This window comes from Citrobacter sp. Cf125, assembly GCF_030333935.1.
Taxonomy (GTDB): Bacteria; Pseudomonadota; Gammaproteobacteria; order Enterobacterales; family Enterobacteriaceae; genus Citrobacter; species Citrobacter freundii.
On sequence record NZ_JAOWEY010000024.1, the window covers coordinates 478,741 to 502,484 of the forward strand.

Genomic DNA, 23,744 nt, shown 5'->3' on the forward strand with positions numbered 1-23,744 from the left:
CTTTGCTCCCACCAGTCACTTACGTTTGTAAGCTCCTGGCGACTCGCTCAGTTGCCGCCGCGATGCGACGCGAAATACTTTGGACTTCATTACTCCACCAGCAATAATTTATAAAGCGGTTGATTCTCTTCAACCAAATCAGCAAGTGTGTAGTTGTCCAGCTCCGTGAGAAAACTTTGCACTGCCTTAGAAAGCGCCTGTTTGAGTCGACAGGCCGGGGTAATGTGGCAAAACTCGCTGCTACAGTTGACCAACGATAAGGGTTCCAGCTCGCGAACCACATCACCAATACCAATATCCTTAGCGGGTTTACCCAAGCGGATACCGCCATTTTTTCCTCGAATAGCAGTAACAAAGCCCGCCCGGCTAAGTTGATTGATTATTTTGACCATATGATTACGGGACACGCCGTAGACTTCTGTCACCTCAGAAATACTGGTCATACGTCCTTCGGGAAGTGACGCCATGTAGATTAGCGCACGTAATCCGTAATCGGTGAAACTTGTTAACTGCACATCAACCTCAGGAAAAGGGATAAAACGGATAAACCTGGTGGTATTAATTATATTGATGATAAACCAGCCACCAGCCAGGTCGCTAATTTATTTCAGTTCGGGAAGGAAAAAAGCGAGGAACTTACGTGATTTTAAGCCGGATTCTGATGCAAAGCACCTTATCCGGCTTGAGATATTGCAAGCGCAGCGCCATTCGACGCCACGCTATAACCAGAATTATGCGTCGAACGGGTCGCGCAGGATCATGGTTTCAGTACGGTCTGGGCCAGTTGAGATAATATCAATCGGCACACCGGTCAGTTCTTCAATACGCTTGATGTAGTTCAGTGCAGCCTGCGGCAGACCGCTACGTTCCTTCACGCCGAAGGTAGATTCAGACCAGCCCGGCATGGTTTCGTAAATCGGCTCGATACCTTTCCAGTCGTCTGCTGCCAGCGGAGTAGTCGTTACTTCACGGCCATCCGGCATACGGTAAGCGACACAGATTTTCACCTCTTTCAAACCGTCCAGTACGTCCAGTTTGGTCAGGCAGAAGCCAGACAGGGAGTTAATCTGTACTGCACGGCGTACAGCAACGGAGTCCAGCCAGCCGGTACGACGACGACGACCGGTGGTCGCACCATACTCGTTACCTTGTTTGCACAGGAACTCGCCAACGTCATCAAACAGTTCAGTCGGGAACGGACCCGCACCTACACGAGTAGAGTAAGCTTTGATGATACCCAGAACGTAGTCCACATAACGTGGGCCCAGGCCAGAGCCGGTTGCCACGCCACCTGCGGTGGTGTTGGAGGACGTTACGTACGGATAGGTACCGTGGTCGATATCCAGCAGCGTACCCTGCGCACCTTCAAACATGACGAAATCGCCACGCTTACGCGCTTGGTCCAGCAGATCGGAAACATCAACAACCATCGAGGTCAGGATGTCGGCGATAGCCATCACATCATCCAGCACTTTCTGGTAGTCAACTGCTTCAACTTTATAGAAATTCACCAGCTGGAAGTTGTGATATTCCATCACTTCTTTCAGTTTTTCAGCGAAGGTTGCTTTATCAAACAGATCGCCAACACGCAGACCGCGACGAGCTACTTTGTCTTCATAAGCCGGACCGATACCACGACCGGTAGTACCGATCGCTTTCTCGCCACGCGCTTTCTCACGAGCGTTATCCAACGCAACGTGATAATCAAGGATCAGCGGACAAGCTTCAGACAGCAGCAGGCGCTCGCGAACCGGGATACCACGATCTTCCAGTCCTTTCATTTCTTTCATCAGCGCGGACGGAGACAGAACAACACCGTTACCGATGATGCTGATGACATTCTCGCGAAGAATACCTGATGGAATAAGATGGAGGACGGTTTTTTCACCGTTGATTACGAGAGTATGGCCTGCGTTGTGACCACCCTGGTAGCGCACAACATATTTAGCCCGTTCAGTCAGAAGATCGACGATCTTCCCTTTACCTTCGTCACCCCATTGGGTGCCCAGTACGACGACGTTGTTACCCATTTTTCAAAATCACCGTTTGCTTAAAAATGGATTCTACCACCGCTTTTTCAGATATACAGCACTTTTTGCATGCGAAAATCCGCAAATTAGTCTACTTATTAATCAGCCAATCGTTTTCCTCAACATGTAGTAGACCACTACGCCCGCAACCACAAGACCTCCACCAAAACGACGCAAAATATTTTCGGGAAGTTGCGCCATTGCAGAGATCATTTTCTTCCATGCGCTGGGATAAAGCATCGGACCCAGCCCTTCCAGCACCAAAACCAGCGCGAGCGCCAGCAAAATTGTTGAATTCATCCATCGCCCTTATATAAAAAGAAAACCACCGCATCCCTGGAGATGCCGGTGGTTTTGCTGCTTTAAAACCGCTGGAACGCGATTAGCGTGTCGCGGAACTCGGTGTCTTCATGTAGCGGAAGAAATCGCTGTCCGGACTCATGACCATCACGTCCTGGTTGCCTTCGAAGCTCTTCTCGTAAGCACGCAGGCTACGGATGAAGGCGTAGAAGTCTGGATCCTGACTAAATGCATCGGCAAACAGCTTAGCGGCTTCTGCATCGCCTTCACCGCGCATGATACGGCCCTGACGCTCAGATTCTGCCAGCGTTTTAGTGACTTCATAGTCCGCCGTTGCACGCAGTTTTTCCGCCTCTTCCTGGCCTTGTGAACGATGGCGACGCGCTACCGCTTCACGCTCAGCGCGCATACGGTTGTAGATAGCCTCGGACACTTCAGCAGGCAGGTTGATTTGCTTAATACGCACGTCAACCACTTCGATGCCCAATGCCGCCATACTGTTCGGGTTAATGACCGGTACTTTACCGTTCGTTTCAGCCTGAACACGTTCAGCCGCTTCGGCAATCGCGCTATCTGCTGCCGGAGTCGCCACTTCATCTTCCGTGCCAGCAGAACCGGAGTTCAGCGCGTCACGAACTTCCAGGGTCAAACGACCACGGGAATCGGTAACGATGTCCTTCACGTCCAGACGACCAATTTCAGAACGCAGACGGTCAGAGAACTTACGTTTCAGCAGGACTTCCGCCTGAGAAACATCGCCACCGCCCGTTGCCAGGTAGTAACGGCTAAAGTCACTGATGCGCCACTTGATATAGGAGTCAACAATCAGGTCTTTCTTCTCTTTGGTAACAAAGCGATCGGCCTGGTTGTCCATGGTCTGAATACGCGCATCGAGCATCTTCACAGATTCAATAAACGGAATCTTGAAGTGCAGGCCTGGTGCAACGACCAGCGGCTTGTTTTCATCGTCACGCAGAACTTTACCAAAGCGCAGAGTAATACCGCGCTCGCCTTCTTTGACCACAAAGACAGACATGAACAGAACTACCAGAACGATGATGATAATCGCAATAACTGACTTACGCATCGTTATTCCCCCTGACGCTGGTAGTCGTTACGCTGCGCATTCGCGCGGCGTTGGTCCATAATATCGCCCTGACTGGTGGACGATGTATTGCTTGCTCCAGTGCTGGAAGTCGTTGCTGGCGGCAGACGCAACAGGTTTGAACTGCTGTCAGTCTTTGCTGCTGGCGCACTACCACCTTTCAGCATTTGATCCAGCGGCAGAACCATCAGATTGCTGCCTTTATCGTTAACCAGGACTTTGCGGGTATTGCTCAGCACTTTTTCCATGGTTTCGATATACAGACGCTCGCGGGTAATTTGCGGTGCGGCTTTATATTCCGGCAGAATTTTTGCGAAGCGAGCCACTTCACCCTGTGCTTCCAGGATGGTCTGAGTCTTATACGCACGCGCTTCTTCCAGAATACGCTGAGCCTGACCGTTTGCACGCGGCTGAACTTCGTTGGTGTACGCTTCTGCTTCACGGATGTACTGCTGTTCGTTTTCACGTGCTGCGATAGCATCGTCAAACGCGGCTTTTACTTCTTCCGGCGGACGTGCTGCCTGGAAGTTGACGTCCAGCAAGGTGATACCCATGTTGTACGGACGGATCGTTTCTTCCAGTTCACGCTGGGTATCGCTACGAATAACGGTACGCCCTTCGGTCAGGATACGGTCCATGGTGTATTTACCGATAACCCCACGCAGGGCGCTGTCAGTTGCCTGACGCAGACTGTCATCCGCACTGGTTACGCTAAACAGGTAACGCTGCGGATCGGTCACGCGGTACTGTACGTTCATTTCGACGCGCACGACGTTTTCGTCAGAGGTCAGCATAACGCCGGATGCGGCAAGTTCACGCACGGCTTCAACGTTGACCGGTGTCACTTCATCGATAAAGGTCGGTTTCCAGTTCAGACCCGGTTCAACCAAATGGCTGAATTTACCGAAGCGTGTCACCACGCCACGTTCCGCTTCTTTAATGGTATAGAAACCGCTAGCCGCCCAGATAATGACGATGGCGGCCGCTGCGATAGTAAAGACTCGACCGCCCAGTTGCGGACGCGGGCCTTGAGATGAACTACCGCCGCCAGAACCAGTACCTTTACCGCCACCCAGACCACCGAGCTTTTTACTCAGTTTGCGGAAGATATCGTCCAGATCGGGAGGTCCCTGCTCGCGACCACCTTTGTTTCCATTTCCCTCAGGGTTGCCGCCAGGTTTGCTGCTTCCCCAGGGGTCGCGGTCTTGTCCGTTATTACCGGGCTGATTCCACGCCATTTTTGTGCTCCATATTTGTTATGCGATGCTATACCTGCGTCTTTTGCGCTGCCGATGCGTTGGCTGCGTCCCTCAACTCCAGTCACATAGTTGACTATGCTCCTGGAGATTTCAGGACTTGCCGCCTTCCTGCCGCACAAAATCCACAAGGTATAGAGGCGAAAAAATCTTCAGGCCATATCCGTCAGATCAGACAACATAGTCTTCCAGTGCCGGTTCTTGTTTACAGAGGCGACGCCAGTCTACGATCGGCATACGAACCTGCAGACCTACGCTGCCGTCTTCCTCCATCCACTCTTTTTCTATTGCCTGAAGTTGATAAAACCGGCTTCTCAAACGCCCTTCCTGCGGCGGCAAACGCAACGTATGCTGCGCCACCTCACCGGAAAGTCGCTCAGTCAAAGCCTGAAAAAGTTGTGGTATACCAATCCCCGTTTGCGCTGATACCCAAACGCGAATGGGTTTATTCTCTTCATCTCTATCGATACGCGGCTCAAAGTCATCCAACATATCGATTTTATTCATCACCAGCAGGGTCGGGATCTCATGTGCATCGATCTCTTCGAGCACCGTGTCGACTGCCTCGATGTTTTCCTGCACACGAAAATCTGCAGCATCAATAACGTGCAGCAGCAATGTCGCCTGACGTGTTTCCTGCAAGGTGGCTTTAAATGCCGCCACCAGGTCGTGCGGCAAATGGCGGATAAACCCTACGGTATCCGCCAGCACGGTCTCACCCACGTCCGCCACGTCTATGCGGCGCAGCGTTGGGTCCAGGGTCGCAAACAGCTGGTCCGCTGCATAAACCCGGGCTTCGGTGATCTGGTTGAACAGGGTGGATTTTCCGGCGTTGGTATATCCCACCAGTGATACGGTTGGGACATCCGCTTTCTTGCGCGACTGCCGCCCCTGCTCACGTTGCTTTTCAACTTTTTCCAGGCGCGACTGTATTTGCAAAATGCGATTACGCAGCAAACGACGGTCGGTTTCGAGCTGGGTTTCACCCGGACCACGCAAACCAATCCCGCCCTTTTGCCTTTCAAGGTGGGTCCAGCCACGGACCAGACGCGTAGCCATATGGCGCAACTGCGCCAGCTCAACCTGCAACTTACCCTCATGGGTGCGCGCACGCTGGGCAAAAATATCTAAAATAAGACCGGTCCTGTCGATAACAAGACACTGGCACAACTGTTCCAGGTTACGTTCCTGGGCGGGGCTCAGAGCATGATCAAAAATCACCACCGCAGCGCCAGTCGCTTTTACGGCTTCGGCAATTTCGATTGCCTTACCTTCACCAACAAAATACTTCGGGTGCGGTGCTTTACGGCTCCCGGTAATCACCTGCATTGCTTCGACACCGGCGGAAGAAACCAGAGATTCAAACTCCTGGAGGTCTTCCATATCTTTGTCTTGCGAAAAATAGATGTGTACCAGTACCGCCTGCTCACCGGCATCATAACGGTCAAACAAGCGTCAACCCCTTAATATAAATCAACGGGGAACGCAGGATCGCTGGCTCCCCGTATGTAAAACAGCTAATAACCTTATTCGGTTTCTTCGCTGTCCTGTTGCGCAGATGAACCTTGCGCGTTGCTACCGTGATGGTAGTTGCTGCCAGTGCCGCCGGTGGCATTATTGCTGTGATGAGAAACCGGACGAGACGGGACAACAGTAGAAATCGCGTGCTTATAAACCATCTGGCTGACCGTGTTTTTCAACAGGATCACGAACTGATCAAAAGACTCGATTTGACCTTGCAGCTTAATACCATTCACCAAATAAATAGAAACTGGAACACGTTCCCGACGCAATGCGTTCAGGAACGGATCTTGTAAAGATTGCCCCTTAGCCATTCTCTCTTTTCCTTATATGCTTATTTGTACTTTGAACCTTTCGATTCTGAAAAATTGCGCACGATACGTTTCAATTGTACACATTCAGTTCGCGATAGCACCAACAACCTGTAATACTTCGTTTCGCGCCTGGTCAGGCTTTTCACTGTCAAGCCAGTGCACCCCTTCCCAACCACGCAACCAGGTTACCTGTCGCTTCGCCAACTGCCTCGTGGCGCAAACACCTCTATAAACCATTTCATCGTATGAAATTTCACCTTCAATGTATGACCACATCTGGCGATACCCTACACAACGAATGGAAGGCAAATCCGTATGCAAATCTCCACGGGCAAAAAGCGCCCGGACTTCTGCTTCAAAACCTGAAGCTAACATCTGATGAAAACGCTGCTCAATTCGCTGATGGAGCAGTTCACGGCTCGCCGGGGCGATTGCAAACTGATGCACCTGATACGGCAAAGCATCTCCTGACGTTTGCGTCAGCTCCGTTAAAGTTTTACCCGAAATGAAAAAAACTTCCAGTGCCCGGGAAAGTCTTTGCGGATCATTTGGATGAATACGCGCCGCAGCCACCGGATCGATGTCCTGAAGCTGTCGGTGTAACGCGTCCCAACCCTGCTCTGCCGCCTGCTGCTCAATTCTGGCCCTGACTTCCGGGTCCGCCGACGGTAACGGCGACAGCCCTTCAAGCAAGGCTTTGAAATATAACATTGTGCCGCCCACCAGCAACGGGATACGCCCCGCGGCGGTGATGTCGGCCATCTCGGCTAACGCATCGCGACGAAAATCCGCAGCGGAGTACGCTTGCGACGGATCGCGAATATCCAGTAATCGGTGCGGCGCGGCCTGTAATTCATCTGCATCGGGCTTTGCTGTACCGATATCCATTCCCTTGTAAATAAGGGCGGAATCAACGCTTATCAACTCTATGGGCAAAACTTTACGCAATTCAATTGCGAGTGCCGTTTTACCGGAGGCCGTTGGCCCCATCAAAAAAATCGCCTTTGGCAGGCTCGCCTTACGGGTATCACTCATGTTTCAGGGCATTCATTACCGAATGTAAATCAACAGGTTGTAACAGACCACCCGGCGGTGCCTTCACGAGTTGTGGGCAGAGCCGCTCAACATCCGCTAACAGCGTAATCGCCTGTGCCATACTCCACTGTGGATGCTCGCTAATCAGGTTACGTGCGATCCACTGCGCAATATTGCCCGGCTCGAATACGGATTGCTGCGCCAGGTAGCCTATCAGTTCAGGAATCAAGATTTGTAAATTTTGTTGGCGTAAGGGTAAAGGCACCGCCCGGATGGTCACATGCTGCGCATCCAGTTGAAATTCAATGCCCAGCTCAGCCAGTTGGCTCTGTCCTTTTTGCAGCGCCGCTTTTTCATCGGCGTTGACTTTTAAACGTAAAGGGATCAGCAACGGCTGGGCGCAAACGGTCCCCTGGTCCGGCGTTAATTGCGCCTGACGCAGCCAACGCTCAGCCACCGGTAATGCCAGCAACCGAATATGGCCATCGCACTCGAGTAACGCGCAGTCTGCACCGACAATCGTTAGCACCCGGCCAAAGCCCTGACTACTGCCACTCAGAGGTACCGATGATGTTTCAGAGACCGGCGTTTTACGCGTTGGAGCCGTCTGCATCAGTTTCTGATAAATTTCGCCCTGCTGCTTTTGGTATCCGGGTTGGGCATGAGGCCAACTGGCCCCCGCCTGACGGCCTGCGCCACTACTGCTGTTTCCAGCGCCAGCGGATGCTGAGTACCGCGGTGTCGCAGGTTCACGCGCGGGAGCTGGCTCGGCAAAATGGTTACGTCCGGCAGCAACGCGGTTTTCCGGGATGTGCCTTGGAGCGGGTTCGTCGTCATCAGCCAACGGCAGCGGCGTTTCAAGCTGCTGTTGCAGGACGCTCAACACGCCCTGGTAAATAAAATCGTGCACCAGGCGGGATTGATGGAAACGGACCTCATGTTTAGCTGGGTGTACGTTGACATCCACTTGATGCGGATCGATTTCCAGATACAGCACAAAAGCGGGTTGTTGATCGGCTCCCAGCTTATCTTCACAGGCCTGGCGGATAGCATGGTTGATCAGCCGATCTCGCATCATCCGACCATTCACATAACAGTACTGTATTTCTGCCAGTGCCGCCGTTGTGTGGTTAGGATCGGCCACCCAGCCGCGCAGCGTCAAATCACCATGCTGCCATTCAATCGCCAGCGCATTCTCCAGAAACGGCGTGCCGCAAATCGCGCCCAGCCGGCGCTCTTTCTGCCCATCCGCGGCCACTGCCCGGTACTGACGCACCACTTTGCCGTTGTGAGACAAATTAATCGTCACATCAAAACGCGCCAGCGCAATGCGGCGAATAATCTCGTCGATATGATTAAATTCAGTTTTCTCGGTGCGCATAAATTTGCGCCGCGCCGGGGTGTTGTAGAACAGATCTAACACCTCCAGTGTGGTTCCCACTGGATGCGCAGCAGGTTTTACCGTCACATCCATGTCGCGCCCTTCAGCATAGGCTTGCCAGGCCTCAGGCTGCTCTTGTGTACGCGATGTCAGGGTTAAACGAGACACGGAGCTGATACTTGCCAGCGCTTCGCCACGAAATCCGAGGCTCACGATGGCCTCAAGATCGTCAAGCGAGGCTATTTTACTGGTGGCATGACGCGCCAGCGCCAGCGCCAGCTCGTCTTTTTTAATCCCGCAGCCGTTGTCACGAATACGGATAAGCTTCGCGCCGCCGCGCTCAATATCGATATCAATGCGCGTCGCACCGGCATCGATGCTGTTTTCCACCAGCTCTTTCACCACTGACGCAGGCCGTTCTACCACCTCGCCTGCGGCAATCTGGTTCGCCAGCTGTGGCGGTAGAACCTGAATCGGCATGGCTAATCCTTAATTTGTTAACGTGTTACCCGGCGATATGGCGCTGGCGGTTTGCGCCGGCGCGCCCTGCGGTCCGGTTTGCATCGGGTGCGCCTGGAAATAGTTACGCAATCCTTTGTATATCGCCTCAGCCAGTTGCTGCTGGTAATCATCGCTCGCCAACAGACGTTCTTCGCTGTTGTTACTGATAAAGCCAGTTTCAACCAGCACAGACGGGATATCAGGCGAACGCAGTACGCCAAGACTGGCGTGTTCCGGACGGCGCTTATGCATCGAACCAATACGTTCTAACTGGCCGATCATGCTGGTCGCCACATCATACCCGACGCGCTGCGAATGACCGAACTGCAGATCCAGTACGGCCTGGCTGAGATAAGGATCGGACTGGCTGTTTGCCAGCACATCGCCCGCGCCGCCCAACAGCTCCGATTGTTTTTCATGCTGTTCCAGCCAGCCGGCCATCTCACTGTTCGCCCGACGGTTCGACAACACCCAAACGGAAGCACCTGTGGCATCACGGTTTGGCGCGGCATCCGCGTGAATAGAAACCAGGAAATTGGCGTTTTGTTTACGTGCGACGTCTGAACGCCCCATCACCGAGATAAAGTAATCGCCATCACGGGTGAGTACGCCTTTAAACATTGGGTCATCATTGAGCAAGCTGCGCAGTTTACGCGCCACGGCAATCGTGACGTTTTTCTCACGCGTGCCGCCAGGGCCAATCGCCCCCGGATCCTGCCCGCCGTGTCCGGCATCAATGGCAATAACCACTTTTTCACCGCTGCCGGTGCTGGCGCGCGCCGCAGGTCGTGTGGAGGTATTACTGTTGGTCACCATCGTGGTGCGATCGTTCTCTGCTTTAAACGGGTTACGCGCAGGCTCGGCAGGACGAGGGGCGACAACCGGCGTTTCAACACGCTTAACAACCACGGGAGGTGGAGGCGGCGGTGGTGGCGCATCCGCTTTGATGGTAAACACAACGGTATAATTGCCGCCGTTCTGGCGTTTAACGGCTTCGGCCTTGCCGTTCTCGGTTAAATCCACCACCAGACGCAAGGACTGCGCATCTTTTGGCGTGCCGGAGCGGATAGATTTCACCAGATTATTGCCGCTAAACAGCAGCGGTAATCCCTGAATCACTCCGGTTTGTTTTATATCCAGCGCGACGGTGCGTTTCCCGTCCTGGCTCACGGCGTATTCAGGCTCGCCAATAAAGCTCAGCGTAATCCGCGCCTGTTGATTGCCATTGGAAACCTGAAGATCGGAGAGGCTGGCGGCCCCTGCCTGCGCGCACAGCAGGACCAGGGTTGCCATCAGCCAGTTTCTGATGCGATAAATCATCCCGCCACCCTTAAGGTTATTCGGCTAAACGCGCCAGCAATAATTCACCCGATGAGGAGACTGCGCTTACGCGCGCCTCTCGACCTTGCGCCTGATATTCAATGTGTATTTCGACGTCCGGGTCTGGCAGTACACCTTTACCTTGTTGCGGCCATTCCACCAGGCAGATGGCATCATTGGCAAAATAATCGCGGATCCCCATAAATTCCAGCTCCTCCGGGTCCGCAAGTCGGTATAAATCGAAGTGATATACCATCAAGTTATCGAGTGAATAGGGTTCAACCAGCGTGTAGGTGGGGCTTTTTACATTACCTTTATGACCTAACGCCTGCAGAAATCCCCGGCTGAAAGTGGTTTTACCCGCCCCCAGGTCGCCGTACAAATATATAACCGTCGCGCCGTCACAGGCTTTGGCTACCCGCAGTCCCAGGTCTAAAGTTGCCTGCTCATCAGGTAGTGGAATTACTCGATTCATCATGATAAACGTCAATCACATCAGGGTTAACAATACGCTGTAGCGTGGTAAAGAGATCTGTCGCCAGCATGCCGCGCGTACCAAAACGCGCCGCCAGCACATCCGCCGCCGCTCCGTGCGCAACACATCCCGCACATGCTGCATCATACGGGGTAAGCTTCTGTCCGAGCAATGCGCCAATAATACCGGAAAGCACATCTCCCATTCCGCCGCTGGCCATCCCTGCATTGCCTGTATCAATAATACCTAACTCAGCTTGTTCAGCAGCAACAACCGTACCCGCGCCTTTCAGCACTACCACGCCTCCGTACCGTTTTACCAGACGTTGTGCGCAAAGTAAGCGATCGTCTTCAATTTCTGCAATGGAACAGCCCAGCAGTCGCGCGGCTTCACCTGGATGCGGCGTGATCACGCGATTGTGACGTTTATCGGGGTTGATTGCCAGCAGGTTCAGCGCATCCGCATCCCAGAGCATCGGTTTGCGAAAATTCTCCACTTTTTGCAGCGCTTTTTTGCCCCACTCCTGCTGACCAAGCCCTGGTCCTATCACCACAACATCCGCCCATGCCAGGCTCTCTTCCAGAGTCTGCGGCGTCAGCGCATCGACCATCAGTTCTGGTCTGGCAGTCAGAACAGGCGCAATGTTCTCACTGCGCGTCAATACTTTGACCAGCCCGGCTCCCGCACGCAACGCCGCTTCACCGGCCATACGTATTGCACCTGCCGTGCCGTGGTCGCCGCCGATAATCACCAGCCGACCGTGGGAGCCTTTGTGTGAGGTGGGCCTACGCGGCGTTAGCCAGTGCGCAAGCTGTTGAGCATCAAAACGTTGCAGCGGCGCGTTCTGCCCCGCCAGCCAGTCGTCCAGCCCGAGTGCGTTAACATGCAGACGTCCGGTGACATCGCGTGCTTTACCGGTGAGCAGACCTGGCTTGAGCGCAATAAAGGTAACGGTATGCGCAGCGTTGATGACTGCCCCCGGCGTCGCCCCCGTCTGCGCAAGCAGGCCGGAGGGAATGTCGATTGCAATTGTAGGGGCTGGGTGGCTATTGGCACGTTCGATCAACGCCGGGAGAGGTTCACGCGGCGCGTTTTTTAAGCCAGTACCTGACAGCGCGTCGATAATGACGTCCACACTGTCTGGCCAGTTAATATCAGCAGCATGAATAACGCCACCGGCGTTAAGCCAGGCGTCGTGCGCCTGCTGCGCTTCCTCGGGGAGCGGTTTATCACTCTCGTGCGCCAGCAACGTAACATTAAAACCCTGCGCTTTGGCAAGTCTTGCCACCACGTAACCATCACCGCCGTTGTTGCCGTGACCACATAGCACCAGCCAGTGTTGGGCGTTCGGGTAAGCCTCACGGGTGACCTGAAACGCCGCCTCTCCCGCCCGTTGCATCAGCTCATACAACGTCAGCCCTAAACTGTCTGCCGCCTCTCGCTCCATCCGCCTGATATCATCGGCGTGCCAGATGGAGTGTGGTATACTTGCGGGGTTTTTCTTCATTGTATGGTCCGTCATGTCAGAGCCCCTCGATCTCAATCAGTTAGCGCAAAATATTAAGCAGTGGGGGCTGGAGCTTGGCTTTCAGCAGGTCGGTATTGCCGATACCGACCTCAGCGAAGCAGAGCCCAAACTGCAGGCCTGGCTGGATAAACAATACCACGGCGAGATGGACTGGATGGCCCGTCACGGCATGATGCGCGCCCGCCCCCACGAATTGTTGCCCGGTACGCTACGTGTCATCTGCGTACGTATGAACTATCTTCCTGCCAAAGCGGCCTTTGCCAGCACGTTGAAGAACCCTTCTCTGGGTTACGTCAGCCGTTACGCGCTTGGCCGCGACTACCATAAGCTGCTACGTAACCGCTTAAAAAAGCTGGGAGAGATGATTCAACAGCACTGCGTTTCGCTGAATTTTAGACCTTTTGTCGATTCTGCGCCCATTCTTGAGCGTCCTTTGGCGGAAAAAGCCGGGCTTGGCTGGACAGGTAAGCACTCACTAATCCTCAATCGCGAAGCCGGTTCATTTTTCTTCCTCGGGGAATTACTGATCGATTTGCCCTTGCCGGTCGACCAACCAGCAGAAGAAGGATGCGGGAAATGCGTCGCCTGCATGACAATCTGTCCCACCGGGGCCATCGTTGAACCCTACACCGTAGATGCGCGCCGCTGTATCTCTTATCTCACTATCGAACTGGAAGGCCCGATACCGGAAGAGTTTCGTCCATTGTTGGGGAATCGAATTTACGGCTGCGATGATTGCCAGCTCATTTGCCCGTGGAACCGCTATTCACAGTTGACGACAGAGGATGACTTCAACCCGCGCAAGCAGCTTCATGCTCCGGAGTTAATAGAGCTGTTTAGCTGGAGCGAAGCGTGGTTTTTAAAAGTCACGGAGGGGTCTGCCATTCGTCGTATTGGCCACCTGCGCTGGCTGCGAAATATCGCCGTTGCGTTGGGTAATGCTCCCTGGAATGACGCTGTTATTCTCGCGCTGGAAAGTCGCAGAGGTGAGCACCCACTTCTCGACGAACACATAGACTGGGCGGTTGCTCAGCAAATCGAGAAGCGAAATGCCTGCGTAGTTGAGGTGCAGCTACCGAAGAAACAACGTTTGGTCAGGGTCATTGAGAAGGGTCTGCCGCGCGACGCTTAAGTCATCCACAGCTTGTGTATAAAAATAAAAACACATTGATATTCAAGAAGGAAAAAATCGTCAAGTGATCGCATTAACAATTTGAAATGATAATTAAGTCAATAATTTCAATTAGTTAAAATGATACTATTTACCCGGCGAAGCTTTTTGCATTCCAGGAATAATACCCGAACCTGTGGATAAGTCTGTTTACAAGAGTATGTCAATGACGAAACAAAACGTCCCCAACGCGATTATTCGTTGTGGATATTTTTATTGAGGTAAGAATTTGGAGCGGGAAACGAGACTCGAACTCGCGACCCCGACCTTGGCAAGGTCGTGCTCTACCAACTGAGCTATTCCCGCTTGGGTGCGTCTGTGCTTAATAAGCACTTTCAAATTTTGGAGCGGGAAACGAGACTCGAACTCGCGACCCCGACCTTGGCAAGGTCGTGCTCTACCAACTGAGCTATTCCCGCTTGGGTGCGTCTGTGCTTAATAAGCACTTTCAAATTTTGGAGCGGGAAACGAGACTCGAACTCGCGACCCCGACCTTGGCAAGGTCGTGCTCTACCAACTGAGCTATTCCCGCAAATTTGTTGCTGTCGTAATTCGCATTTCTGCGTCGTTACGGGAGGCGCATTATACGAGAAATCCGTTTAGCTGCAACCCCCTTGAATACGTTTTTTTCGAAAATTCGTTCAAGTGATTACTTTACAATCAAGCTGAACAATTTAGCGTCAAAAAGCCGGTGACGCAAGCCACCGGAGAACAAAATCAAAGCTTAATAAAATGTTCGCGATAGTAAGCAAGCTCAGCAACAGATTCACGAATGTCGTCCATCGCCTGATGCGTTCCCTGCTTGGTGAAGCCAGCCAGGATCTCCGGCTTCCAACGACGCGCCAGTTCTTTGAGCGTGCTGACGTCCAGATAGCGATAATGGAAATACGCCTCCAGCTCCGGCATGTATTTAAACAGGAAACGACGATCCTGACCAATGCTGTTGCCACAGATAGGTGATTTCCCTTCCGGAACCCACTCTTTCAAAAAAGCCAGCGTGGCCAGTTCTGCTTCACGATCGCCCATGGTGCTCGCCTTCACGCGTTCCACCAGCCCGCTACCGGTGTGCGTACGTACGTTCCAGTCATCCATTAATGCCAGTTGTTCGTCGGACTGGTGCACCGCAATTGTCGGTCCTTCTGCCAGAATATTCAGGTTGGCATCCGTCACCAGCGTGGCGATCTCAATAATGCGATCGCGCTCGGGATCCAGACCTGTCATCTCCAGATCGATCCAAATCAGGTTGTTTTCATTGGCACTCATGCTATTTTCCACCCTTCAGCGTCACATTCAGTGTGACTACATTGATCTAAAATTGTGTGTATCATAAATGTTTTGCCCATCATGGGCGACCAGGAGCCAGTCCGATTGAGTAAGAATAAACTCTCCAAAGGCCAACAGCGCCGTGTGAACGCCAATCACCAGCGTCGTCTTAAAACGTCCACGGAGAAGCCCGACTACGACGACAACCTGTTTGGCGAAACCGCTGAAGGCATCGTTATCAGCCGTTTTGGCATGCATGCCGACGTAGAGTCTGCTGACGGTGAAATTCACCGCTGCAACATCCGCCGTACAATTCGCTCGCTGGTTACTGGCGATCGCGTAGTCTGGCGCCCGGGTAAAGCGGCGGCTGAAGGCGTGAATGTCAAAGGTATCGTTGAAGCGGTACACGATCGTACCTCGGTACTGACACGCCCCGACTTTTACGACGGGGTAAAACCTATTGCCGCCAACATCGACCAGATCGTTATTGTCTCAGCCATCTTACCCGAGCTGTCACTCAATATTATCGACCGATATCTGGTAGCCTGCGAAACGCTACATGTTGAACCAATTATCGTACTGAATAAGATCGATCTGCTGGATGATGAAGGCATGGCCTTCGTTAACGAACAGATGGATATCTATCGCGACATTGGCTATCGGGTGTTGATGGTATCCAGCCGCACTAAAGACGGCCTGAAACCGCTTGAAGAAGCATTAACCGATCGCATCAGCATTTTTGCCGGTCAGTCGGGCGTAGGTAAATCCAGCCTGCTCAATAATCTTCTCGGCCTGCAGGAAGAGATCCTGACCAACGATGTCTCCGACAACTCCGGTCTTGGACAGCACACTACCACGGCCTCTCGCCTGTATCACTTCCCGCACGGCGGCGACGTTATCGACTCCCCTGGCGTACGTGAGTTCGGACTGTGGCATCTGGAGCCGGAACAAATCACGCATGGCTTTGTCGAATTTCATGACTACCTGGGCCATTGCAAATACCGCGACTGCAAGCATGATACCGATCCAGGCTGCGCTATCCGTGAGGCTGTAGAAAAAGGGGCCATAGCCGAAACCCGGTTTGAAAATTATCACCGCATCCTGGAAAGCATGGCGCAGGTAAAAACGCGTAAAAACTTTTCTGATACAGACAACTGACAACTAAGCTAAGCATCGCTAGAATCGTCCCCCTTTTTTCAGGATCCGGTCCACATGCCGGATCGGGAACAAATTATGGCCTGGAGGCTACCTTGTTAAACTCATTTAAGCTTTCGCTACAATACATTCTGCCGAAACTATGGCTCACTCGCCTGGCGGGTTGGGGTGCGAGCAAACGAGCGGGATGGCTGACCAAATTGGTTATCGATCTGTTCGTGAAATATTACAAGGTCGATATGAAAGAGGCGCAAAAGCCGGACACCGCCAGCTATCGCACCTTTAACGACTTCTTTGTTCGCCCGCTGCGCGACGATGCTCGCCCAATTAATACCGATCCAAACGTACTGGTCATGCCCGCTGACGGCGTGATCAACCAGTTAGGCAATATCGAAGAAGACAAATTGCTGCAGGCTAAAGGACACAGCTATACCCTTGAAGCACTGCTGGCTGGCAACTATCAGATGGCGGACAAATTCCGCAACGGTACGTTTGTAACCACTTACTTGTCTCCACGCGATTACCACCGTGTACACATGCCGTGTAACGGTATCCTGCGTGAAATGATGTATGTGCCGGGCGATCTCTTCTCTGTAAACATCCTGACTGCGCAAAACGTACCGAACCTGTTTGCCCGCAACGAACGCGTAATCTGTTTGTTTGATACCGAATTTGGTCCGATGGTGCAGATTCTGGTCGGCGCGACTATCGTCGGCAGCATTGAAACCACATGGGCTGGCACCATTACTCCACCGCGTGAAGGCGTCATCAAGCGCTGGACCTGGCCGGAAGGCGAAAGCGAAGGGTCGGTAGCGCTGTTGAAAGGTCAGGAAATGGGCCGCTTTAAGCTCGGTTCCACCGTCATCAACCTGTTCGCACCTGGCAAAGTTAACTTGGTTGAGCAGTTGCAGGATCTTTCCGTGACCAAAATCGGCCAACCAATGGCCATCTCGACCGAGACTTTCGTGACGCCAGAGGCAGAACCGACCCCGCTGACGAAAGAAGAGATCGAAGCAGAACACGACGCCAGCCCGCTGGTTGACGACAAAAAAGACGAAAGTTAAACATAGGAATCGCTGCTGTGCGCCTGATTATCACTTTTCTGATGGCCTGGTGCCTCAGCCTGGGGGCGTACGCTGCGACGGCCCCCGATGCCAAACAACTCACCCAGGAACTGGAGCAGGCAAAAGCGGCAAAACCCGCTCAGCCAGAAACCGTCGAGGCGCTCCAGTCCGCGCTGAATGCCCTTGAGGAGCGGAAAGGCTCTCTCGAGCGCGCACAGCAATATCAGCAGGTTATTGATAACTTCCCCAAGCTGTCCGCAACGTTACGCGCACAGCTTAGTAACCTGCGCGATGAACCGCGCAATGTACCAACCGGGCTCTCTACCGATGCATTAAACCAGGAGATCCTCCAGGTTAGCAGCCAACTGTTGGAAAAGAGTCGTCAGGCCCAGCAGGAGCAGGATCGCGCCCGGGAAATCGCCGACTCGTTAAGCCAGCTTCCTCAACAGCAAACCGATGCCCGCCGCCAGCTCAATGAGCTTGAGCGCCGCATTGGTACCGCCAACGGCAATTCCGCGCAGAATCAGGCGATGCAAGCTGAATCCGCCAAACTTAAAGCCCTGGTCGATGAACTGGAGCTGGCACAGCTTTCCGCCAATAACCGTCAGGAACTGGCGCGTATGCGCTCCGAACTGGCAGAAAAGCAGAGTCAACAACTCGACACTTACCTGCAGGCTTTGCGCAATCAACTCAACAGTCAGCGCCAGCGTGAAGCTGAGCGAGCGCTGGAAAGTACCGAACTGCTGGCAGAAAACAGCGCGGGACTGCCGGAAGGTATTGTCGATCAGTTCAAGGTTAACCGCGAGCTGTCTCAGGCCTTGAACCAGCAGGCGCAACGTATGGACCTGGTCGCCTCGCAGCAGCGTCAGGCTGCCAGCCAAACGCTGCAGGTCCGCCAGGCCTTGAATACGCTGCGAGAGCAGTCTCAGTGGCTTGGGGTTTCAAATATGCTGGGAGAAGCGCTGCGCGCGCAGGTATCCCGTCTGCCGGAAATGCCCAAGCCCCAGCAGTTGGATACCGAAATGGCGCAGCTTCGCGTGCACCGTATGCGCTATGAAGATCTCCTCAACAAACAGCCGCAGCTGCGTCAGATTCATCAGGCCGATGGACAACCGCTGACCGCTGAACAGAGCAGCATTCTCAACGCTCAGCTACGCACCCAGCGCGAGCTGCTGAACTCATTGTTACAGGGCGGCGATACGCTGATCCTTGAGCTGACCAAGCTCAAAGTCTCCAACAGCCAACTGGAAGATGCGCTAAAAGAGGTCAACGAAGCAACGCACCGCTATCTGTTCTGGACGTCAGACGTCAGTCCCATCTCGCTCTCCTGGCCTGTCGACATCGTTCAGGATCTGCGGCGTTTGATCTCATTAGATACGTTTAATCAGTTGGGTAAAGCCAGCGTCATGATGCTGACCAGCAAAGAAACACTATTGCCGCTGTTCGCGGCGTTGGTGCTGGTTGGCTTTAGCCTCTCTTCGCGCAAGCACTTCACCCGTTTCCTTGAACGCTCGTCCGCGCGAGTCGGGAAAGTCACCCAGGACCATTTCTGGCTGACAATACGCACGGTATTCTGGTCAATACTCGTCGCTTCTCCGTTGCCGGTGTTATGGGCAACGCTCGGTTACGGGTTGCAGGAAGCCTGGCCTTACCCGCTGGCTGTTGCTATCGGCGATGGCGTTACCGCCACGGTGCCTATGCTATGGGCGGTAATGATTTGCGCCACCTTTGCGCGTCCCAACGGTCTGTTCATTGCCCACTTTGGCTGGCCACGTAACCGCGTCGCGAAAGCCATGCACTACTACCTGATGAGCATCGGACTGATTGTCCCGCTGATCATGGCGGTGATTATGTTTGATAATCTCAATGACAGGGAATTCTCCGCCTCACTGGGACGTCTGTGCTTTATTCTGATTTGCGGTGCGCTGGCGGTCGTGACCCTGAGCCTGAAACGCGCCGGGATACCGCTGTACCTCGATAAAGAGGGCAACAGCGATAACATGGTCAATAGTATGCTGTGGAATATGCTGATGGGCGCGCCGCTGATTGCCATTCTCGCTGCGGCAGTGGGTTATCTCGCCACATCGCAAGCCCTGCTGGCACGTCTGGAAACATCCGTGGCGATTTGGTTCTTATTACTGGTGGTGTATCACGTCATCCGCCGCTGGATGCTAATTCAGCGCCGCCGCCTTGCGTTTGACCGCGCCAAACATCGACGCGCCGAAATGCTGGCGCAACGTGCGCGGGGCGAAGAGGAACCACCTCATTCAACCAGCCTTGAAGGTACGATCGATGTAGATGAAAGCGAAGTGGATCTGGATGCAATCAGCGCGCAATCGCTGCGCCTGGTACGTTCTATCCTGATGCTTATCGCCCTGCTCTCGGTCATTGTGCTGTGGTCAGAAATTCATTCCGCTTTCGGCTTCCTGGAAAACATCTCGTTGTGGGATGTCACCTCCACGGTGCAGGGCGTGGAAAGCTTAGAACCGATAACGCTGGGCGCGGTGCTCATTGCTATTCTGGTGTTTATCATCACCACCCAGCTAGTGCGCAACCTACCCGCGTTGCTGGAGCTGGCGCTACTGCAACATCTGGATTTAACCCCCGGCACCGGTTACGCCATCACCACTATCACTAAGTATCTTCTGATGCTGATTGGCGGCCTGGTGGGCTTCTCGATGATCGGTATTGAGTGGTCCAAACTGCAATGGCTGGTGGCGGCTCTCGGTGTCGGTCTGGGCTTTGGTTTGCAGGAGATCTTCGCCAACTTTATTTCCGGCCTGATTATCCTGTTTGAAAAGCCAATCCGCATTGGCGACACGGTTACAATTCGCGATCTCACCGGTAGCGTGACGAAAATTAATACCCGTGCCACCACTATCAGCGACTGGGACCGCAAAGAGATCATCGTACCCAACAAAGCCTTTATCACCGAACAGTTTATCAACTGGTCGCTATCCGATTCGGTTACCCGTGTGGTGTTAACCATCCCGGCACCGTCGGAGGCTAACAGCGAGGAGGTTACGCAGATCCTGCTGACTGCCGCACATCGTTGCTCGCTGGTTATCGATAACCCGGCGCCAGAAGTCTTCCTGGTTGACCTGCAACAAGGAATTCAAATCTTCGAACTGCGTATTTATGCCGCTGAAATGGGGCATCGCATGCCGCTGCGCCATGAAATCCACCAGCTGATTCTGGCAGGCTTCCGCGAGCATGGTATTGATATGCCATTCCCACCGTTCCAGATGCGTCTGGAGAACCTCGGCGGTAAGCAAACAGGGAGAACATTAAGTTCTGCAGGAAGAGGCAGTCGCCCGGCGGGAAGTTTGTAATACCTGAGTAGCCCGAACGCAGTGACGCCGAGCTACGGTGTGGGTCTTGTAGGCCTGATAAGCGTAGCGCCATCAGGCAATTCGATGCTGATTGCCGGATGGCGGCATTGCCTTATCCGGCCTACAACGGCCCAGTTTACTCTGTCACCAGAACCGGTTGACGGTCAACGCGGCGATGATAGTTCTCATAAATCGCCATCGCCAGCAGCGAGAAGAAGATCGGGCCGCCGGTCATCCACAAGGCACTGTTCCAGTCCCGGGCTTCAATTACCGGCTGGATGATGGTGAACACGTTGGCAAACGTCACCACCAGAACGACCACACCCGTTGCCAGCAGCGTCGCCGCTCGGGTTTTAAAGACAACAAACGGTCTTTCCAGACCCGGACGGGCTTTAAAGAACGGAAACGCCAGCGCCAGGAACAGATACGGCAGCGTCATGGATACGTTCGCCATCAGCGTCAGTTTGTTATAGAACGCTGAAGCCGTATCGCCACCAAATGAAACCAACAGGATAAACAGGCTCACCAGCAGGCACTGTAACCACATTGCCGTCGTCGGCATCCCTACGGCATTCAGTTTGGTCATCGGCGCGGGCCACAACGCTTTCGGCGTACCCTGAATAATCGCTTTCAGCGGTGAGTAGCTGAGGGTGAAAAAAGCGCCGGTATAGGCAAGGAACATGGAAAGCCCGGTAATACGTGCAAACCATACGCCCATCACCATCGCGGTCTCAGGGGAAAGATGCAGCGCATTACCCAACGTCATCCCGAGGCTCTTCATCAGGATATAAGTAATATTGCCGAGGTTGACCGAGCTATTGCTTAATACCTGCTGCCAGTTGGTGCTAACGCCCCATAAAAAGATGGCCAGTGAATAACCAACAGAAATGACAATAGCGGCAAAAACAATGCCTTTAGCAAAGTTCTTTTCTGGTTTTTCTGTTTTATCAACCAGTCCCCCTACAGCTTCAATTCCGCCATAAGCAAAAATGGCAAACACAACAAATGACAACATTGCCAGCCCGGACTGATATCCGGGATTAGGTGAGGAGATAAAATTAATATCCTGTGCAAAGTGGCCACCAGTTAATAACAAAATAGCGACACTCACTAACAACAGAACTAAATTAAGACACATTACGGCAATTCCGCCTACTGCCGTAATACGCGCAATCTTATTAATACCCCGGGATGCCACGCAGGTCACCAGGATCATCCAGCCGACGGCGAGCAGCCCGACAACCTGCGTAGGCTCAAGCCCTGCAATACGCCAGTGCTGCGTCATGTCTGCGCCAAACAAGAAGGTTGAAAAAGGTACCCAGACTTTCGCCGCAGTACTTACCATCCATATCACATAAGAAGAAAACCACATAAACGTGCCGATAAAGGCATAGCGCGGTCCAACGCTATTATTCATCCACGAATAGATTCCCCCCTCTTCTTTCCGATAGGCAGACCCCATTTCCGCCATCATTAAAGCAAATGGAATAAAGAATAATAATGCAGAAAATATATACCACGGTATTGCACTATACCCCATTAAATAGAATGCGGAGGGGCTATTAGCAAAACCGAAAACTGACGTAAATATCATGAGAATGAGACCTGGCAGGCTCATCTTTTTTATTGTTTGGGTCATTAAACCATCCCTTACTCTGGCAAGCGTTTAGCAAACGCCGCTCACCGGTTGGCACTGCTCTCTTTGCAGAGTTCAGCGATAAAAAAATCAACACAGAATTGATACCTAAACGATATCAAATATCCAGATGTAAATTGTGGCTATTAGAGGGGAAATGAAAAAATATGCTACAAAGTGGCGATTAAGCCGCCACTTTGTATTGCGGAAGGGTAAGTTATGCGCGATCGACGGTAAATGCGATAACCTCAGCCAGGCTTTCTGCGCCCAGCGCCAGCATCACCAGACGGTCAACACCCAGCGCCACGCCTGAGCAATCCGGCATGCCTACTTTCAGCGCTTCCAGCAGGTTGGTATCGATAGGTTGCTGCGGTAAGCCTCGTGTGGCACGTTTGCGGTTATCCTGTTCAAACCGCTGCTGTTGTTCACGCGCGTCGGTCAATTCATGGAAACCATTTGCCAGCTCAATACCTTTGTAATAAACCTCGAAACGTTCAGCCACGCGGTGATCTTCGGTACTGATTTGCGCCAGTGATGCCTGGCTGGCCGGGAAATGATACACAAACGTCGGTTTGTCTTTACCAATATGCGGCTCAACGCCCATCGTAAACAGCAGCTGCAGTAAGGTGTCCCGGTCTTCTTCGGTATCGGCGATATTGCTGAGATCCAATTTCGCCGCCACTTCCCGCAGTTGGGTTTTATCCGCAGACAGCGGGTCTATCTCCAGATGACGCTGGAAGGCTTGCTGGTAAGAGAGGCTTTCCGCAGGCGAACAGTCCAGCACCTGCTGAAGCAAATCGTCCACCTCATTCATCAGCCGATACATATCGTAGTGCGGACGATACCACTCAAGCATGGTGAATTCAGGGTTATGATGGCGCCCCATCTCTTCATTACGGAAGCTGCGGCACAGTTGATACACCGGGCCGCACCCTGCCACCAGCAGGCGCTTCATATGGTATTCAGGGCTGGTCATTAAATAGAGATTCATCCCCTGGGAGTGTCCAGGGCCAACGAAACGCGTTTCGAACGGGAACAGATGGATGTCCGTTACCGTTGCCTGACTCATACAAGGGGTCTCAACCTCAAGCACGCCACGATCGGCAAAAAAGCGGCGAATCTCCGCTATAATTGCTGCACGTTTTAACAGATTGGGGATGGACGCGCTCGGCTGCCAGGTTGCCGTTTCGCTCATGGTTGTTTCTCCGATTTAAGACAAGGGCACGAAGTCTACTCGTATCGCGCTAACGAGACAAATTTCAGGCAGCAGTAATCAGCACTGGCAATTGGATAAAAAAAGCGACATAGGGTGGTTTAGTAATTAAATTAATCAAATTCAATGATAATTCCCCCCTGT

The 23,744-nt window shown here is 53.0% G+C and carries 19 protein-coding genes and 3 tRNA genes; 4 read left to right on the forward strand and 18 right to left on the reverse strand.

The window, feature by feature from the left end; genetic code table 11:
- Positions 1–89 precede the first annotated feature (89 nt).
- The 12 genes from nsrR to nnr all read right to left on the reverse strand — a co-directional run bounded on the left by nsrR (position 90) and on the right by nnr (position 12,760).
- Positions 90–515: a nitric oxide-sensing transcriptional repressor NsrR gene (nsrR, locus tag OGV89_RS16520; protein WP_003025609.1), complete on the reverse strand. Its 426-nt coding sequence runs from the start codon at positions 513–515 to the stop codon at positions 90–92.
- 216 nt (positions 516–731) lie between these two features.
- Positions 732–2,030, reverse strand: coding sequence for an adenylosuccinate synthase (gene purA, locus OGV89_RS16525; RefSeq protein WP_003025606.1), 1,299 nt, complete (start codon positions 2,028–2,030; stop codon positions 732–734).
- A 102-nt stretch (positions 2,031–2,132) separates the two neighbouring features.
- Positions 2,133–2,330, reverse strand: a complete 198-nt coding sequence (locus OGV89_RS16530; protein WP_003025602.1) for a DUF2065 domain-containing protein — start codon at positions 2,328–2,330, stop codon at positions 2,133–2,135.
- A gap of 82 nt (positions 2,331–2,412) precedes the next feature.
- Positions 2,413–3,417 (reverse strand): protease modulator HflC, encoded by a 1,005-nt coding sequence (gene hflC, locus OGV89_RS16535; protein WP_003025595.1) that lies wholly within the window; start codon positions 3,415–3,417, stop codon positions 2,413–2,415.
- Between the two features lie 2 nt (positions 3,418–3,419).
- The gene (hflK, locus tag OGV89_RS16540; RefSeq protein ID WP_003025593.1) at positions 3,420–4,673 is read right to left on the reverse strand and encodes an FtsH protease activity modulator HflK; all 1,254 of its coding nucleotides are present in this window, start codon (positions 4,671–4,673) and stop codon (positions 3,420–3,422) included.
- A 189-nt stretch (positions 4,674–4,862) separates the two neighbouring features.
- Positions 4,863–6,143 (reverse strand): ribosome rescue GTPase HflX, encoded by a 1,281-nt coding sequence (gene hflX / locus OGV89_RS16545; protein WP_003025589.1) that lies wholly within the window; start codon positions 6,141–6,143, stop codon positions 4,863–4,865.
- Positions 6,144–6,217: 74 nt separating this feature from the next.
- Complete coding sequence (gene hfq, locus OGV89_RS16550; protein WP_003025584.1) at positions 6,218–6,526, reverse strand: RNA chaperone Hfq; 309 nt, start codon at positions 6,524–6,526, stop codon at positions 6,218–6,220.
- An 84-nt stretch (positions 6,527–6,610) separates the two neighbouring features.
- Positions 6,611–7,561 carry a tRNA (adenosine(37)-N6)-dimethylallyltransferase MiaA gene (gene miaA, locus OGV89_RS16555; RefSeq protein WP_003839486.1) on the reverse strand — a complete coding sequence of 317 codons (951 nt, stop codon included), beginning with the start codon at positions 7,559–7,561 and terminating at the stop codon, positions 6,611–6,613.
- A complete protein-coding gene (mutL, locus tag OGV89_RS16560; protein WP_286558968.1) occupies positions 7,554–9,422 on the reverse strand; it encodes a DNA mismatch repair endonuclease MutL in 1,869 nt (622 codons plus the stop codon). The genes miaA and mutL overlap by 8 nt, the downstream gene beginning before the upstream one ends.
- A gap of 9 nt (positions 9,423–9,431) precedes the next feature.
- Complete coding sequence (gene amiB, locus OGV89_RS16565) at positions 9,432–10,763, reverse strand: N-acetylmuramoyl-L-alanine amidase AmiB (RefSeq protein ID WP_016149446.1); 1,332 nt, start codon at positions 10,761–10,763, stop codon at positions 9,432–9,434.
- Between the two features lie 16 nt (positions 10,764–10,779).
- A complete protein-coding gene (gene tsaE, locus OGV89_RS16570; protein ID WP_003025570.1) occupies positions 10,780–11,241 on the reverse strand; it encodes a tRNA (adenosine(37)-N6)-threonylcarbamoyltransferase complex ATPase subunit type 1 TsaE in 462 nt (153 codons plus the stop codon).
- The gene (gene nnr, locus OGV89_RS16575; RefSeq protein ID WP_032947889.1) at positions 11,213–12,760 is read right to left on the reverse strand and encodes a bifunctional ADP-dependent NAD(P)H-hydrate dehydratase/NAD(P)H-hydrate epimerase; all 1,548 of its coding nucleotides are present in this window, start codon (positions 12,758–12,760) and stop codon (positions 11,213–11,215) included. Before nnr ends, tsaE begins: the two co-directional genes overlap by 29 nt.
- Here nnr and queG point away from each other — a divergent pair.
- Positions 12,759–13,898, forward strand: a complete 1,140-nt coding sequence (gene queG / locus OGV89_RS16580; RefSeq protein ID WP_044699183.1) for a tRNA epoxyqueuosine(34) reductase QueG — start codon at positions 12,759–12,761, stop codon at positions 13,896–13,898. The genes nnr and queG overlap by 2 nt on opposite strands.
- 269 nt (positions 13,899–14,167) lie before the next feature.
- Here the strand turns inward: queG and OGV89_RS16585 are convergent.
- The 4 genes from OGV89_RS16585 to orn form a co-directional block, all read right to left on the reverse strand.
- Positions 14,168–14,243, reverse strand: a tRNA-Gly gene (locus tag OGV89_RS16585).
- 37 nt (positions 14,244–14,280) lie between these two features.
- Positions 14,281–14,356: transfer RNA gene (locus tag OGV89_RS16590), tRNA-Gly, on the reverse strand.
- Between the two features lie 37 nt (positions 14,357–14,393).
- Positions 14,394–14,469: transfer RNA gene (locus tag OGV89_RS16595), tRNA-Gly, on the reverse strand.
- Between the two features lie 185 nt (positions 14,470–14,654).
- A complete protein-coding gene (gene orn, locus OGV89_RS16600) occupies positions 14,655–15,200 on the reverse strand; it encodes an oligoribonuclease (RefSeq protein ID WP_003839477.1) in 546 nt (181 codons plus the stop codon).
- Positions 15,201–15,305: 105 nt separating this feature from the next.
- On the opposite strand from orn, the gene rsgA reads away from it, so the two are divergent.
- The 3 genes from rsgA (at position 15,306) to mscM (ending at position 20,751) form a co-directional block, all read left to right on the forward strand.
- Positions 15,306–16,358 (forward strand): small ribosomal subunit biogenesis GTPase RsgA, encoded by a 1,053-nt coding sequence (rsgA, locus tag OGV89_RS16605; protein ID WP_003025561.1) that lies wholly within the window; start codon positions 15,306–15,308, stop codon positions 16,356–16,358.
- 92 nt (positions 16,359–16,450) lie between these two features.
- The gene (gene asd, locus OGV89_RS16610) at positions 16,451–17,419 is read left to right on the forward strand and encodes an archaetidylserine decarboxylase (protein ID WP_003839474.1); all 969 of its coding nucleotides are present in this window, start codon (positions 16,451–16,453) and stop codon (positions 17,417–17,419) included.
- Between the two features lie 17 nt (positions 17,420–17,436).
- Positions 17,437–20,751 (forward strand): miniconductance mechanosensitive channel MscM, encoded by a 3,315-nt coding sequence (mscM, locus tag OGV89_RS16615; protein WP_196614780.1) that lies wholly within the window; start codon positions 17,437–17,439, stop codon positions 20,749–20,751.
- A gap of 136 nt (positions 20,752–20,887) precedes the next feature.
- Here mscM and yjeM read toward each other — a convergent pair whose 3' ends face one another.
- A complete protein-coding gene (gene yjeM / locus OGV89_RS16620; protein WP_171862390.1) occupies positions 20,888–22,390 on the reverse strand; it encodes a glutamate/gamma-aminobutyrate family transporter YjeM in 1,503 nt (500 codons plus the stop codon).
- 214 nt (positions 22,391–22,604) lie between these two features.
- Positions 22,605–23,582, reverse strand: a complete 978-nt coding sequence (gene epmA, locus OGV89_RS16625; protein ID WP_016149440.1) for an elongation factor P--(R)-beta-lysine ligase — start codon at positions 23,580–23,582, stop codon at positions 22,605–22,607.
- Between the last annotated feature and the right edge of the window lie 162 nt (positions 23,583–23,744).

Excerpts from the sequence above, each read along its gene's own strand:
- hfq (WP_003025584.1), bottom strand. The coding sequence starts at position 6,526 with ATGGCTAAGGGGCAATCTTTACAAGATCCGTTCCTGAACGCATTGCGT.
- tsaE (WP_003025570.1), bottom strand. The coding sequence starts at position 11,241 with ATGATGAATCGAGTAATTCCACTACCTGATGAGCAGGCAACTTTAGAC.
- nnr (WP_032947889.1), bottom strand. The coding sequence starts at position 12,760 with ATGACGGACCATACAATGAAGAAAAACCCCGCAAGTATACCACACTCC.
- yjeM (WP_171862390.1), bottom strand. The coding sequence starts at position 22,390 with ATGACCCAAACAATAAAAAAGATGAGCCTGCCAGGTCTCATTCTCATG.
- queG (WP_044699183.1), top strand. The coding sequence starts at position 12,759 with ATGTCAGAGCCCCTCGATCTCAATCAGTTAGCGCAAAATATTAAGCAG.
- miaA (WP_003839486.1), bottom strand. The coding sequence starts at position 7,561 with ATGAGTGATACCCGTAAGGCGAGCCTGCCAAAGGCGATTTTTTTGATG.
- mutL (WP_286558968.1), bottom strand. The coding sequence starts at position 9,422 with ATGCCGATTCAGGTTCTACCGCCACAGCTGGCGAACCAGATTGCCGCA.
- purA (WP_003025606.1), bottom strand. The coding sequence starts at position 2,030 with ATGGGTAACAACGTCGTCGTACTGGGCACCCAATGGGGTGACGAAGGT.
- OGV89_RS16530 (WP_003025602.1), bottom strand. The coding sequence starts at position 2,330 with ATGAATTCAACAATTTTGCTGGCGCTCGCGCTGGTTTTGGTGCTGGAA.
- hflK (WP_003025593.1), bottom strand. The coding sequence starts at position 4,673 with ATGGCGTGGAATCAGCCCGGTAATAACGGACAAGACCGCGACCCCTGG.
- epmA (WP_016149440.1), bottom strand. The coding sequence starts at position 23,582 with ATGAGCGAAACGGCAACCTGGCAGCCGAGCGCGTCCATCCCCAATCTG.
- amiB (WP_016149446.1), bottom strand. The coding sequence starts at position 10,763 with ATGATTTATCGCATCAGAAACTGGCTGATGGCAACCCTGGTCCTGCTG.
- orn (WP_003839477.1), bottom strand. The coding sequence starts at position 15,200 with ATGAGTGCCAATGAAAACAACCTGATTTGGATCGATCTGGAGATGACA.
- hflC (WP_003025595.1), bottom strand. The coding sequence starts at position 3,417 with ATGCGTAAGTCAGTTATTGCGATTATCATCATCGTTCTGGTAGTTCTG.